The organism is Kamptonema sp. PCC 6506 (assembly GCF_000180455.1).
Lineage (GTDB): Bacteria > Cyanobacteriota > Cyanobacteriia > Cyanobacteriales > Microcoleaceae > Kamptonema > Kamptonema formosum.
Genome location: NZ_CACA01000263.1, coordinates 12963 through 27739, shown reverse-complemented (window position 1 = coordinate 27739; position 14777 = coordinate 12963). Strand labels below are relative to the sequence as shown.

Here is a 14777-nt window from a genome sequence, read left to right as displayed (position 1 = left end):
TTCTTCTTCATTCAAAGTCCGCCTTAACGAAGGGGAGTTTAGGGGTCTTCGGCCTCGGTGACGATAAAAACATGAAAGCCAGACTCAGGGTTTGGGGGCAGATACCACTCGATGAGGGCGGTTTGGCTGTCGAGGAATTGGGTAAAGTCGGGGAGTTGGGGAATGACTCGTTGGGTGAGGGTGAAGTCGGGGTCATTAATCTCTATCAGCAGTTCCGTGAGTTGCTGTTGCCGGGTTTTTAGTTCGGTTTCGAGGCTGGAAGTGGCTGTTTGCGGGCGTTCTGGGGTGGAAATACTGCGGCTTCCCTGGCTGGTGTTGCTGTTGGTGTCGGTTTCCTCTGGGGGTTCGTTGCTGTCGAGTTGTTGTTGGAGGGAGGCAATTTGGCTGCGAAGTTGGCGGAGGCGTTGTTTTTGGTCGTCGGTGGCGTTTTTGGGGTAGAGGTTGGCGTTGTCGAGGAGTTCGATGAGGGTGCGTGATTTGCTGCGTTCGATGGTGAGGAGGGCGGTTTCGTAGCGTTCGGCGTTGATGCTGGCAAGTACCATTTTCTCGTAAATGGGTAAGGCATCTTCGAGGATTTGGCGCTTGCTGCGTTGGGATGTTGACCAGTCGCGGCTTTGTTCGACGGCGGTGATGGCGTTTTCATAGCCGTAAATGGCGTTTTCCCAGTCTTGGAGGTCAAAAGCGAGGTTGCCGAGGTTGCGTCCTGTTTGGAGACAGTCAAGAGGAAAGGCAGAAGGAGTCCGAATTTCTAAGGCTTGTCGGTAACAAGCGATCGCAGTATCTATATTCTCTGCCCGGTTGCCCGTGATTTTGTCACTGTAGGCAACTGCCAGATTATTTTGAGTCGTTGCCCAATATTCCTTCCTGGTTGGCGATGACTTAAAACTATTTGATAACCTGCTATAGCTATGTCAATATTATTCGCTCTATTCCCCAGAGGAAAGTTACTAATATCAATACTCAAATTTTCAATGATGCCGACAATTGACGCAATTGTTTCTGAATCTTTATCAGCAATGAAATTCTCTGCCACTTGCTGTAAAGTCTGGGCAAAACGGGCATTGAGGAGATGTTGCCGTTGTCGGAGAATGGGGTAAATTACTTTAACGTCGCTATTGCTTTCTATTTCTGCTTGCAATAATTCTCGGATAAACCTTTCATACTCTCGCAGATTTTCCGGTGCAGAATTATCCATATTTTCCTCATTCCTCCCCAAGAATTGCCCTAGTTGACTGGCCAGATTCCTTAAAAAATCCGCTGCATTTTCCTGGCCTTCCCCTGCTAAGTTATCTGCTATCACCTCGCACACTTGCAGAAATTCTGCATCTACCAATTCTAAGTTAGCCTGTAAAATCTGCGGTTCCTCACCGTTGGGGCAACTGAGGAGTTGTTGAATCAGATTGAGGTAAGCTTGGGCGCGAGTTTCATCCATGATGGTGAGGGGGTAGGGAATAGCACCGATCTTAATCTTATCATAATTGCTGAGTGACCAGAAACCGGGTTTTTGCGAGATACTTTGTTAGAAGCGAAGAGATGGGAAAAAACCCGGTTTCTTCATCGCGCGTGAGTGTCCAGAAACCTCGTTAGCCCGATAGTCCGCCAGGGGTTGAAACCCCTGTCTCATAGCAAAAGTCCTCGGTCGAGGACTAAAGAGTTTTTCATTTTTATCTCGGATTTTCAGTCGGTTTCAACCGACTTTCGCTATTAGCCAGGGGTTTCAACCCTTGGCGGATGTGTGCGACACCACCGACAGACGCGGCCAAAACTTGACAATTCACTATCCAGTTTTTACACTACCGACTTTTTCCTTAACTTGCTCTACTTCTGAATGGCTATCTCGCTGCAAAAACTCATCTAGCAACTCATAAAAACGATAAAAAGCTCGTTCTTCATTGTTAGCATAAAACTCAATTATTCTTGCCCATGAACCTGATGTTGATACTTTATATCGTTTTTGCAACCAGGGTTGAAAGTCTCCATAAAATTCCAGTTCTTTTTCTGTTGGTTCAACTCCCAACTCGCGTCTCGCCGTTCTATAACCGACTATAAACATAAAAAGATCGGTTGCAGAAGCTCGTCCGATATACATTCCTGGTTTTGCTTTAATTTTCTCCAAAATTTCAAAAAGTCCGCTCATAAAAATCCTTCACCCACTCTGTCCTAAACATTCCTTGTGCTGACAGATTATCAAACACTTAAGGATATCGTACTCGCTGACGATAGTTCCAATCTCTCGATAAATCTCCTCATCTGAAAAATCGCTCACTTTCCCTCACACCCTCTCAAATCTTCCATCAAAGCTGAATCTATTGCTAGATATACGTAGGTTGGATTGAGGCACGAAACCCAACCTACAATCCCTTAATTAATTTTGTTCAGCTTCAGCGATAGTCGCTTCCACTTCAGCAACAGGCAAGTCTAAGAATGTAGCAATTTCTTCTTTAGCTAATCCCCGACTCACCATTCTGAGGATTGAAGTTTTTTCTCGCTGTTTAGCTTCAGCTTGTGCTTCAGCTTGTCCTTCAGCAAAAACCTCTTGATAAAACCGGGTTTTCTTCAAATCACTAAGTTCAAACATGGCGGCAATTTCCTCTCTGGATTTTTGCGGTAACTTGTAAACAACGATCGTCTCTAACAATTCTATCAGATTCTTTCTGATAGCAGTATTGGGTATTTCTCTCTCAGCTTGTCTCGCCAATTCCCTAGCCAAATCTGCCGCAGTATTCTCTGGTTCAATAATCAGCTTAAGCAACTTTATCGGCAGAGATGCTGTTTCCGGTGGACTAAGTTCATCGAGATAAATTCGGGTGATATTAGGCAATGCTAACATTTCCTGAAAGTGAAGGTCGCTTTCTCTTTCAGTTTGGCGATTTGGGTAAATTACTACCAACTGCCAAGGATGCTGTGGTTGGTATTGTCTGAGATAGATGAATAGTTCGGCAAATAGACGGTAATAGAGATTTGGATCTGGTTGAAATTGCACCTCCACAATGTAGAAAGGTAGTTGAGAATCTTCGATAATTGGCAGAAACAAACCATCGAGGCGAAAGGCTAATTGTTTGACTTCTTGCGAGGTAAATTGATATTGGTTTGTAACATCCGCAGGTATGCCCAGTAGAGCAAAGAAAACAAAGGGAAATTGTTGGAAGATGTTGTAAAATAGGCTATCGGTTTTCATCGATTAGATTAAATTTTTCATAGTCATGGCGAGCAAGTAGCCAATAACACCAATATTTATTTTATCATTAAGATCATGTCCGGTTAAATACTTGTCATTGCGAGCGAAGCGAAGCAATCTCAAGCTCCTGGGATTGCTTCGCTTCCCGCCACGCTTCGCTCGCGGCTTCGGCTTTTCGCAATGACAGGCAAGCAATTTGCCGGACATGATATAATTGGTGGGTAGCCAGAAACCGGGTTTTTGGGAGATACTTCGTTAGAGGCGAAGAGATGGCGAAAAACCCGGTTTCTTTGCGATTTCTATACTAAAAATTACTCATCTTCAGCATAGATAAAACGATAAAGTTCGCTCGGATCTGGTTCGGGACTTTTCTCCGCAAACTCCACTGCATCATCAACTAAGGCTTGAATCTTTTGCTCAATTTCTTTCAACTCTTCAACAGTTGCTAAATTGCGCTCAGTCAAATCAGCAGCCAACTTCTTAATCGGATCGCGAGGGAACCAATATTCCTTCTCTTCCTTAGACCGCAATTCATCAGGATCGGCCAAAGAATGACCTCGGAAACGATAAGTTAAAGCCTCAATTAAAGTCGGCCCTTCCCCAGCGCGAGCGCGAGCAACAGCCTCTTGAGCAACTTCTCTTACCGCCAAAACATCCATGCCATCAACCTCAAAACCAGCCATACCAAAAGCATGAGCCTTTTTGTAAATTACTGGATCGGAAGTAGCGCGATCGTGAGCCATGCCGATCGCCCATTTATTATTTTCCACCACATAGATAATCGGCAACTTCCACAAAGCCGCCATATTCAAACACTCGAAAAACTGACCATTATTAGCCGCGCCATCTCCAAAAAAGCAAGCCGTTACTTGATCCGCATTTTCATTCCCCAAAGCCTCCCGCCGATACTTGGAAGCAAAAGCCGCCCCCGTAGCCACAGGAATACCCTCAGCCACAAACGCATAACCACCTAATAGGTTATGTTCCGCAGAAAAGATGTGCATCGAACCGCCGCGTCCCTTTGAACAGCCAGTCGCCTTACCAAACAACTCAGCCATAACCTCCCGCGCTGGCACACCTGCACTCAAAGCGTGAACGTGATCCCTGTAGGTAGAGCTGACATAATCCTCATCTCGGCGCATCGCCCGAATCACGCCAGTAGACACCGCTTCTTGACCGTTATAAAGGTGGACGAAGCCAAACATCTTGCCCCGGTAGTACATCTCAGCGCACTTATCTTCAAAAAAGCGCCCCAAAACCATATCCTCATAGAGCATTAGCCCCTCTTCCTTAGAAATTTTGACCCGTGCCGAGTCAAAAACTGGTAAAATTCTTTCCTGAACCATTGCGTACTACCCTCTTAGCAAACTCGATTTCTAACTTTAAACCCTGATGGGGCTAAAGAAGGGAGCGAACCCTAGTAACATTGTGGGAGCAAAGGTTCGCAAATTGTTACAATGTCAGGACTTACGCATCACTAAACGCTAGGCCTCCATCTCGGCGGGACAAGTACCTTCCAGAGGGCGGCGTTACCAAATGCTAGATTCGGTAATGCGTAACACTTATGTTTCGCACAAACCTTAGCTAAGATATGCTAATTCAGTTGCTCGTGCTTTGGGGAAGTGGGCTGTGCTAATTCCACTGGACTACTACCGGATTTTAGGTCTGCCGATCCAGCTTACTGCCGAACAGTTGCAGCAAGCTCACCGCGATCGCACTTTACAACTTCCCAGAAGGGAGTATTCGGAAGTCGCGATCGCTGCTAGAAAACAACTACTCGACGAAGCCTACGCTGTCCTGTCCAACTCAGAACAGCGCTCAGCTTACGATGCCAGTTTCCTAGCTAAAACCTACGAGTCCGAACACGACTCAGGCCTCTCCGGGGCAAAACACCTCTGGGAGAGAACTGCATCCGGCCAAAAACCTGGCCCCAGCGCCACCGTCTTACAGGAGTCAGGAGACAATCTCAACTCTGACCTCTGGGCCTTAGATGCCGCCCCCGATCCCCATACTCCCAGCATCGACATCGAAGACAAGCAATTTGCCGGGGCGTTGCTGATTCTGCAAGAGTTAGGGGAATACGAACTGGCAATCAAAATCGCCCGTCCCTATCTCAGCAATGGCAGCGCCATCAGAGAAGGTCGTTTTGGCGACCCGCAACTCGTCCGGCCCGATATAGTTTTAACCACAGCCCTTGCCTACCTAGAACTTGGTCGCGAACAGTGGCAGCAAGGTCAACACGAAAATGCCGCCGCATCCTTAGAAGCAGGTCAGGAATTGCTGCTGCGGGAAAGCTTATTTCTTACTGTGAGGGGTGAAATGCAAGCCGATCTCTACAAGCTGCGTCCCTATAGGATTTTAGAATTGTTAGCGCTACCGCCAGAAAAAACTGCCGATCGCACCAGAGGGTTACAATTCCTCCGCGAAATGCTCCAAGAGCGCGGCGGTATAGATGGTTCTGGCGACGATCAATCTGGTTTAGGTATAGAAGATTTCCTCCGCTTCGTGCAGCAATTGCGGAAGCACTTAACTACCGCCGAGCAACAGAGCTTATTTGAAGCCGAAGCCCGCCGTCCCTCCGCAGTCGCGACCTACTTGGCAGTCTACACTCTTTTAGCTCAAGGCTTTGCCGCCCGACTGCCTGCCCTGATCCGCCGCGCTAAGCTGATGCTGATGCAATTAGGCCGTCGCCAAGACGTACACTTGGAAAAAGCAGTGTGCGCCCTGTTATTAGGCCAAACCGAAGAAGCTAGCCGCGCTTTAGAGCTGAGTTCCGAAAGCGAACCCCTGACTTTTATTCGGGAAAATTCCCAAGATTCCCCAGATTTACTACCGGGATTGTGTTTATACGCCGAACACTGGTTACAGGAAGAAGTATTTCCCCACTTCCGAGACTTGGCCGACGAGCCGGTTTCTCTCAAAGATTATTTTGCTGATAAAAACGTGCAAGCTTACTTAGAAGCTTTGCCCACAGAAGCAGAAGTAGCTAATGAGTGGATCGCAGTACACCCTCGCCTCGGCAAACCCCTACTGGTGACTCCCCCAACAAGGGAACCAGAAACCCCCACTGCTACTTCCTATCGGACTGCTACAGTTACTTTGAGTGCGCCAGAAGCGGGTCTAACAACAGCAGTGCGAAGTACCCCTAGAACCTCCAGCGCCCCAACAACCCCTCGCCTTTCTTCCGAAACAACCTCGGTAGGTACAACTGTCCAGCCTAAAACTGCCTCTGAGGGAGCGGGGCGATCGCCAACGCTACCATTAAGAGAGCGCAAGCGGGGAACTTCCGGGCGATCGCGCGGCCTACTCACTGGAGGAGAAGCTGTAGGTGTAGCTGCTGGCCGAGAACCATTCAACTGGCAGCAAGTACAGGCGCGGTTGAAGTCGATTAAAATTCATAAAAACAGGACAATTGCGATCGTCATCGCAATTCTAGCTTTCCTCCTGTTAGGCTTTTTAACAGTACAAGCCTTCAATTTGCTAGCAAATGCCCTACAAAGCCTCTCCGGGCCAACTCTAAAAGGAGAGCAAGCCCTTGTAGGATTAGACCAGCCACCGCTCGAAATTCCCATACCAGAACCACCATCTCCCACAGCGTCAGGCCCCCTGAACGAAGAATCTGGCAAGCAAGTGATTGAATCTTGGTTCTCTGCTAAAAGAGCAGCCTTGGGTAAAGACTACCAGATCGATCAGTTAAAAGAAATTCTTGTAGAGCCAGCTTTGACCAGATGGATGCCAATGGCAGAAGCTCAACAGCGAAATAATGTTTATCAGACTTACGATCATACTTTACAAGTAAGTTCAATTCGCACTAACGAAACGAATCCCGATCAGGCTCAAGTTGAAGCAGAGGTGACAGAAAAAGCACAGGTTTTTGAGCGCGGCCAACCTACAACTGCACGCGATGATAGCTTGCGCGTGCGCTACGATTTAGTCCGAATTGACGGCCAATGGCGGATTAGAGATTGGGAAGTCTTAAGATAGTTTTGTTAACGGTTAACAGTTAACGGTTAACAGTTAACTGTGAGGGAGGTTGCATTGCAAATTATTGTTGAAGGGTGGCATTTTCTTTGTCACTCTTACAGCGTAGTAAATCAGTTTCAAATGATGGAAATGCTTAAGCGTCCAGACTTAGAGCTATTCCATCGCGATATGCCTTATATTGATGAAGGTTGGAAAACAGAAGTTAGCGATCGCGATCGCACTACTCAAGCATTGCGTAACATCCCCACTCCCGCACCAAATCAGCCAGCAGATGTTACTCTACGAATGTATTGCCCTTGGAACTTCGCCAACTCCAATAGCAGTCAAACTTGGGTATTTGCAGCTACCGAATGGGGAACAGTTACTAACAACGTATTAGAGGGAATTGGCGTATCTTCCCTAACAGAAACTCCCGTCAATTCAGAGGCAAAAATTATTACCTGTTCCCAGTGGTCAAAAGCAGGATTCATTCGCAGCGGCGTTCAACCCAACCGCATCGCCGTTGTTCCCCTTGGTGTTGATACTGATATCTATCATCCGCTTACAAACGAACAAAGAACAGCCTTACGCCAAGCCTTCGGATGGCAAGACTCATTTATATTCTTAAATATCGGCGGCTGCACTGATAGAAAAGGCATCCGCCCCTTATTAAAAGCCTTCGCTGCGGTAATTGAGCGCTATCCTCACGCTAAACTGGTATTAAAAGGTTCAGAATTGCTGTATCCTTCTAAAGATGATATAGCTCAAGCTAGCCGCGCCGTCCTCAGCGATGCGGAAAGAGAAAAAGTAGCAACCAGAGTTATTTATACTGGCACTCAGCTATCATTTTCTCAAGTAGCTCAGTTGTACCAAGCGGCTGATGTTTACGTTTCTCCCTATTTGGCAGAAGGTTTCAATTTGCCTGTGCTAGAAGCAGCCGCTTGCGGTTTGCCCGTGATTTGCACTCAAGGCGGCCCTACTGACGATTTCACTCATCCAGACTTCGCACTGCAAATAGAGAGCAAACTTAGGCCTTTGACAATTGACGGCGAAAGCTTCTCGATCTTAGCTCCCAATCTAGACCATTTGATAGCTTTGATGCAAGCCAACATCGAGGAAACTGCGATCGCAGCGCGAGCTCGTCAATTTGGCCCTAGTTTTGTTGCTGGCAAGTTTACCTGGAAACACGCAGTAGACGATTTGCTCCATGTCTTCCGAACATCTGAAACTAGAGCTAAAATTAATAGACTAGCTTTTGAGCCGATAATTCTTTGAGTCTCTGACGTTATTTATAGCAACCGCTAAGGCGTTTAAAGCACTCTGAATTGTTGAATCCCACTTAATTCTATGTCTCTTTTTCCTTCTTTCCTTCTTCCCTTCTTCCCTTCTTCCCCTAGCCCCTAGCCCCTAACCCCTAGCCCCTAGTCTATGCAATCCACAACTAATCAAATCGAAGCCACACCTACAATGGAGGCTCCAAAACAAGGATTACCAGTCACAATTATTACTGGTTTTCTTGGCAGCGGTAAGACAACACTGCTCAACCATATTCTGACCAATCAGGAAGGTTTGAAAACAGCAGTTCTAGTAAATGAGTTTGGCGAAATCGGCATCGACAACGAGCTGATTGTTACTTCCGACGACAACATGGTGGAGTTGAATAACGGCTGTATATGCTGTACGATTAATGAAGATTTGGTCAATGCTGTTTATAAAGTTTTAGAGCGTCCAGAGAAGTTAGATTATCTGGTAGTAGAGACAACGGGACTGGCAGATCCTTTGCCTGTCGCCCTGACTTTCTTGGGTACTGAACTGCGAGATATGACTCGTCTGGATTCAATTGTGACTGTCGTAGATGCAGCTAATTATAGCTTAGATTTGTTCAACAGTCAAGCTGCTTACAGTCAAATTGCTTACGGCGATATCATTTTGTTGAATAAGGCAGATTTGGTTGATGAAGCAAATTTAGATTTGTTGGAAGTTAAGATTCGCGATGTGAAAGAAGGGGCGCGAATTGTGCGGACAGTGCGATCGCAAGTTCCCCTCCCTTTAGTTCTCAGTGTAGGTTTATTTGAGTCAGATAAATATTTCCAACCTGAGAAAGCTAATGATAGTCACGGACACGATCGTGGGCACGATCATCACGAGCATTCACATCACGCGCACCATGACCATGAACATGACCACGATCATCACGATCATCACGATCATTCACATCACGATCATAGCCACCATGACCACCATTCCCACCATTTAGAGAATGATGGGTTTACTTCGCTTTCTTTCCAAAGCGATCGCCCATTCTCTTTAAGGAAATTTCAGTATTTCCTCGATCATCAACTACCGATGAATGTGTTTAGAGCTAAGGGTATTATGTGGTTTGAGGAAAGTCCTAAGCGGCACATTTTCCATCTTAGCGGCAAGCGTTTTTCCATTGATGACGACGAGTGGAAAGGTCAGCCAAAAAATCAGATCGTGCTGATCGGTCAAGGTTTAGAACATGACACGCTGCGATCGCAGTTAGAAAATTGCCTTTGTATTCCTTCCGTCGGTCGTGGCAAAGGCTTTGGGAAATAGTTAATTGTTAACAGTTAACAGTTAACTGTTAACGATTATAGAAACCGTTGTCCTTATTGCTTCCTTCTTCCTTCTTAGATACCAATGCGAGTAGTTGTCCAGCGAGTTAAATCTTCTCAAGTGGAAGTCAACGGTCAAATTGTGGGCAAAATTGGGCAAGGACTAAATTTGCTGATCGGGATTGCCGCTACTGACACCGAGGTAGAACTCGACTGGATGGCCCGCAAATGCCTGCAACTGCGGCTATTTCCTGATAATAGTAAGAGTAGCGATCGCTGGGATAAATCAGTTCAAGATATTGGTGGCGAGGTGCTAGCAGTTAGTCAATTCACCCTTTACGGAGATTGCCGTAAAGGCCGTCGCCCTTCTTTTGACACAGCAGCACCTCCTGAACGAGCCCAGAAACTTTACGAAGAATTTGTTGCCAAGTTGCGTCAGAGTGGTCTGCGAGTCGAAACAGGTTGCTTTGGGGCCATGATGCAAGTATCGATCGATAACGATGGCCCTGTTACTTTGTTGCTAGAGCGAGAGGCAAGCTCATAGGGAGTTAAGTTATTTAATTTAACCTTCCTTACGCTAATAACTCACCAAACCTTTCTGCTTAACCTCTCGCTGGGCTAACATCTCAACATAAAGCTTTTCCACCTGAGAAATATTCCCTGATAGAGTATAGCGATCGATTACCCGCTGACGAGCTTTCTGCCCCAACAACGTAGTCAACTCAGGATGATCTCGAAATAGTGGTAATAGTGTTTGCAATTCACTACTTACCCGCTGAGGATTCAAAACCACCCCAGCACCATCCTCCAAAACCTCCCCATCAGCACCTACATCCGTCGCCAGACAAGCCAAACCGCAGGCCATTGCCTCCAACAAAGACAAGGATAAACCCTCAACTAAAGAAGGCAAAATAAACACATCAGCACCCCGGAGAATTTCGATCCGGCGGTTCTCATCCTCAATAAAACCCATCCAGATAATGCCGTCTTCTTCCCCGTAAAACATTTGTAAAGAAGCTGCCATTGGCCCATCACCAACGATCGCTAACACGCTACCTGGGCCCATTTCTGCCTTTTTCCAGGCCTTTAACAGCGACTCAACATTTTTCTCCATCGCAATCCGGCCAAGGTAGACAAAAACGCGATCGGCATTTAATTCAGATTTTAGTGCCGAAGGCCCTGGAGAATACTTCAGGGAGTCAACTCCATTGGGAATAATTGTCACCCTTTCCTCCGGGACTCCCAACTCGACTAATATATCCCGTTGAATCTGAGAAAAGACGATCGTGCAATCGTAATTAGCCAAAAAAGGAGCATATAACTGATACATCAGGTGTTGCGTACCCGATGTTAAATTGCGAAGTTTACGGTCAAAAGGCGGATGAAAAGTCGCTACTAAGGGCAAATTCAATTCTTCGCAAATTTCTGGCAAGACGAAAAAATCTAGCAAAGAAAGCGTCAGCGAAGCGTGAACCAAATCTGGTTTTAGTCGTTCCAGAGACTTCTTCAAAACATCTCTCGATTTGAAAGTAGGAATGGTGTAAATTTGCCACTTTTTTAGGTAGGGCAAGGGAACTTCGCACACCATTCGCGCTTCACTATTAAAAATTGGCGATTGAGTCTTTTGGGATGGTGGAGAAACCTTACCTTTCCCCAATCCCCACTCGCGGGCCAAAAGTCCCCAATCATTAGTCCACAACCAAGAATCAGCAGTTCTGTCAGACTCAGCAGCTTCTTGAGCAAAGTGCAAAAAACTAACCTGGTATCCTCGGTCTAACAGGCCATTCGTAATTTCACGAGAGTAGGTAACGTTACCGCAAAAAGGGAATTTTTTCCCAAGCCAAGCAATGTGCATTCCGGTCAATCAGGGTTTGTTATGTGTGAGCTTTGGTTAACTTTAGTATTGCTACGGGAAATATACCAGGTTAAGATACCCCCTGCGATCGCTAACCCCGCCAAACTCAAAAATACCGCTGGCAAACCCAGAAATGTTTCGGCCACCCCAGCCAAAGCCAGAGGTAAACTCAGGGCGATATTAATCGCATTATTTTGCAGACCAAAAACCTTACCCCGCATTTCTTCGGGAGTGGATTGCTGGATAGTCGTTTGCATCGGTATCCCTACCACCGCCGCAAAGGCCCCTAAGACAGTAATAAACAGCACTGTCAGCCATAAATGGTGCGTAAACAGAGATAGCCCAATTAAAGCCCCCGTCATCCCCGCATTACCAATTAGACCCAGTTGATTATGAGAAAATCTGTGTCCCACCTGACCCAGAATCGCCGCCCCAACTGCCATTCCCACGCCTACTGCTGCTAATAAAAAGCCGAATTGAGAAGCTTTCATTCCTGGTAGTACCTCAGCCAATCGCACAGCCAAAACTGCTAAGGCCGCAAAGATGGAAAATAGAATTACCAGTTGAATTAAGGCATTACGGACAGGGGGTTGATGTTTGATATAGCGCAATCCTTCGCGCAAATCTTCTAAGGGATGGGGGGGTTCGTGTTCTAAAGCGTCAGTTTTTTCGCCTGTTTTCAGCGATAGTAATAGCAATCCGGCGATCGCATAACTTCCCCCTACGGCCAACTCCTTACCAATACCAAATCCGCCGCCCAATTGCCCAACGATCGCATCTGCTAAGGCTAAGAGTGGTTCTCCCACTGCAAACCCAATAATCACCGACCCCATCATCGTTGTTGTATAGAGGGAATTAGCCGACAGTAAGTTACGGCCTTCTACAATCAAAGGTAAAGCTGACTGTTCTGCCGGTGCGAAAAATTGAGTCAGAGTTGACACTAAAAATGTCACCAACAGTAGCAAGCAAAAGCCCACCGGCACAGAACCCAAGTTCATATCTTGAGATAGCCATAGCAGCAAGGGCAGCGTCACCACCAAACCCCCCCGTAGGAGATTCGTAGCCACTAGCACTGCCTTCTTCGACCACCTATCCACAAACACACCCGCAGCCGCACCAAACAGCACCGCAGGTATCGTAAATGCAATCATTACCGCCGACACCCACCCGCTAATCGTTTGGCCTGCGGATTGAAAACGAGTGTCAATCAGGGCAATCATCAACACCAGATAAACTTTATCTGCGAGTTGGGAGAAAATTTGACCGCTCCATAGAGCCAAAAAATTCCGGTTTCTCAACACGGGCAAAAATCCGCGTTCCGGTTCCTCTTCAGAAGGCTTAAGGGGTAAGGCTGCGCCGTTAGATGGGGTTGCCATATTTGCAGGCGGAAACCCTGGAGGAATAGTGGGAGATTCAAGGTTTAGGGTGCTTTTCTCCTCTAGCATTGCTGGGGGAGAGCTCGGCAATTCTTCCGGTTGTGGCTTTGTGCCATTCCCTGTATATTTTTCAGCAGTCAGGGGAGTTGTGAAGTCTTCTACTTTTGCCCGATATTCTGGTTCCGCAGAGGTGGGGCGATCGTGGAAGAGGGGGTTGTGCTCTCCAGATTCCGCTATTTTGTGGCTCAGAGGTAAAAGTGATATTTTCAAATCAGAATCAGACAGTCGCATCATATTTTAGTAAGGGGGAGTCGCCAGAAACCAAGGGTTAACTGCTGTTGGCGAGAGAGGTACTATATAGCAGGAGGCAAGAGGCTCTTATGCAGGAGGTAGAGGCGATCGTTGCAAGGGTTTCAGCAATCAATCGTGTCTGGTGTCACCTTGGCGACTGCTATATTTTGAAACTTTAACCGCTAGCTTTATCATCTTCTAACTTTTTACAGGAATTACGTAGAAGAGATGACCGAACTTCGTCTGTCAGTCAGTTAGTGTGTCCGTCAGGGGTTAAAACCCCTGTCTCACAAGTCAAGTCCTCTGAAGAGGACTCATAAGAAGACTTTTAAATTTAATTAGTCCTCTTCAGAGGACTTAAGCTATTAGGCAGAGGTTTTAACCCCTGGCCCCTTTTGGCTTAAGTTGACTCCGATGACGGGCGATCGCGGTTTTAAGTTAAGAGTGCGTAAGTCCTAATATTTTTAATTGTCTTACGTCGCTAGCATCTTCAAACGTAATTTTCGGTTTCTACGTAAGTATCGATCAATGCCGCAGAGAGGATGGAGCAACCTAAGTGATATTGGGCGTATTGGCGCAACAGGCGTTCGACGGCGGCCCAGTTGCCAGAATCGGAGAAATAGCTAGATTCAGGAAGCTCAGGCAAAGCTAGCTGCTGGAGAATGGCTAATTCCGCTGCGTTGATTTTGGTACTTTGTCGGCGCGATCGCCCTTGGGTAGTTTGCAGATAGCGGGCTCGTAAGCGCTCTGGTATTGGCAGAACGCGGGGGGAGTTTTCTGATAATTCTTTTTCTATACTCTCATTCCCTTGTTGCTTTATTTCTAAACTAGCTAATTCAGATAAACTAATGGTTCCTCCATCGGAGATACTAAATCCCACTTGCCAGTCTGGATCGGTAAAATTGGGGTTCAGGGGGCGCTGGGTGATTCCGCAGACTTGCACTTGGGGGGCTATTCCTCCTAATGCTAGTAGATGAAAAATGCCGTGCGCTAGATGAGCGACAACTGTTTTGCTGTCAGTTTTGCGGGGTAAACGCTCTAGGCGGCTGAGGTGTTCGTTGAGCAGACTAAACAATTCTTCTTGGGGTTGCTCGGAAAGGGCTTGAGTTAGTACCAATTCTGCGAGATATTGACCTGATGCTAGTTTTCCTAAGTCTCTGCTCAGTCCTGAGTATGATTCTATTGTTTCTGCTTGGGTAATTTTATCGAGCGATCGCCCTTTGGCAAGTAGTAATTCGTTAACTACAAATAATTCGCTTCTCCCGCCTAAGTGCGATCGCTGTTTGCGAACTCCAGGCGCTACGGCTCGAATTAAGCCAAATTCCCGCGTCAATATCGTTAGCAATCGGTCATGCTCGCCCATAGGCATACTTTTGAGGTTAATTCCAGTTGCTTTGTAAGTTCGATTCATTAATTGTTAATTGTTAATTGTTAGTTGTTAGTTGTTAGTTGTTGGTTGTTAGTTGTTGGTTGTTAGTTGTTGGTTGTTAGTTGTTGGTTGCTCTTTTAATTCATTGTAGGGTGTGAAGAGCTGCGAT

12 protein-coding genes are annotated in these 14777 nt (G+C 46.6%); 4 read left to right on the top strand and 8 right to left on the bottom strand.

The window, feature by feature from the left end; all coding sequences use genetic code 11:
• Positions 1-38: 38 nt before the first annotated feature.
• From OSCI_RS31495 to pdhA, 5 genes are all read right to left on the bottom strand, one after another.
• Positions 39-542 (bottom strand): hypothetical protein, encoded by a 504-nt coding sequence (locus OSCI_RS31495; RefSeq protein ID WP_007355523.1) that lies wholly within the window; start codon positions 540-542, stop codon positions 39-41.
• Positions 543-781: 239 nt separating this feature from the next.
• Positions 782-1432, bottom strand: coding sequence for a hypothetical protein (locus tag OSCI_RS31490; RefSeq protein ID WP_007355522.1), 651 nt, complete (start codon positions 1430-1432; stop codon positions 782-784).
• 345 nt (positions 1433-1777) lie between these two features.
• Entirely contained in the window at positions 1778-2137 is a 360-nt protein-coding gene (locus tag OSCI_RS13435; protein ID WP_007355521.1) for a hypothetical protein, read from the bottom strand.
• 228 nt (positions 2138-2365) lie between these two features.
• A complete protein-coding gene (locus OSCI_RS13430; protein WP_007355520.1) occupies positions 2366-3178 on the bottom strand; it encodes an Rpn family recombination-promoting nuclease/putative transposase in 813 nt (270 codons plus the stop codon).
• A 311-nt stretch (positions 3179-3489) separates the two neighbouring features.
• Positions 3490-4524 carry a pyruvate dehydrogenase (acetyl-transferring) E1 component subunit alpha gene (gene pdhA / locus OSCI_RS13425; RefSeq protein ID WP_007355519.1) on the bottom strand — a complete coding sequence of 345 codons (1035 nt, stop codon included), beginning with the start codon at positions 4522-4524 and terminating at the stop codon, positions 3490-3492.
• Positions 4525-4807: 283 nt separating this feature from the next.
• Between pdhA and OSCI_RS13420 the strand changes: the two genes are divergently transcribed.
• The 4 genes from OSCI_RS13420 (at position 4808) to dtd (ending at position 10261) form a co-directional block, all read left to right on the top strand.
• Entirely contained in the window at positions 4808-7162 is a 2355-nt protein-coding gene (locus OSCI_RS13420; protein ID WP_007355518.1) for an IMS domain-containing protein, read from the top strand.
• A 54-nt stretch (positions 7163-7216) separates the two neighbouring features.
• On the top strand, positions 7217-8416 hold the full coding sequence (locus tag OSCI_RS13415) for a glycosyltransferase (RefSeq protein WP_026103729.1): 1200 nt from the start codon (positions 7217-7219) through the stop codon (positions 8414-8416).
• A 153-nt stretch (positions 8417-8569) separates the two neighbouring features.
• The gene (locus OSCI_RS13410; RefSeq protein WP_007355516.1) at positions 8570-9718 is read left to right on the top strand and encodes a CobW family GTP-binding protein; all 1149 of its coding nucleotides are present in this window, start codon (positions 8570-8572) and stop codon (positions 9716-9718) included.
• Between the two features lie 84 nt (positions 9719-9802).
• The gene (gene dtd, locus OSCI_RS13405) at positions 9803-10261 is read left to right on the top strand and encodes a D-aminoacyl-tRNA deacylase (RefSeq protein ID WP_007355515.1); all 459 of its coding nucleotides are present in this window, start codon (positions 9803-9805) and stop codon (positions 10259-10261) included.
• Positions 10262-10294: 33 nt separating this feature from the next.
• Here the strand turns inward: dtd and OSCI_RS13400 are convergent, their stop codons facing one another.
• From OSCI_RS13400 to recO, 3 genes are all read right to left on the bottom strand, one after another.
• Positions 10295-11572 (bottom strand): glycosyltransferase family 4 protein, encoded by a 1278-nt coding sequence (locus tag OSCI_RS13400; RefSeq protein WP_019487298.1) that lies wholly within the window; start codon positions 11570-11572, stop codon positions 10295-10297.
• Between the two features lie 5 nt (positions 11573-11577).
• The gene (locus OSCI_RS13395) at positions 11578-13242 is read right to left on the bottom strand and encodes an MFS transporter (protein ID WP_007355513.1); all 1665 of its coding nucleotides are present in this window, start codon (positions 13240-13242) and stop codon (positions 11578-11580) included.
• Between the two features lie 487 nt (positions 13243-13729).
• The gene (gene recO / locus OSCI_RS13390; RefSeq protein ID WP_007355512.1) at positions 13730-14650 is read right to left on the bottom strand and encodes a DNA repair protein RecO; all 921 of its coding nucleotides are present in this window, start codon (positions 14648-14650) and stop codon (positions 13730-13732) included.
• Positions 14651-14777 lie beyond the last annotated feature (127 nt).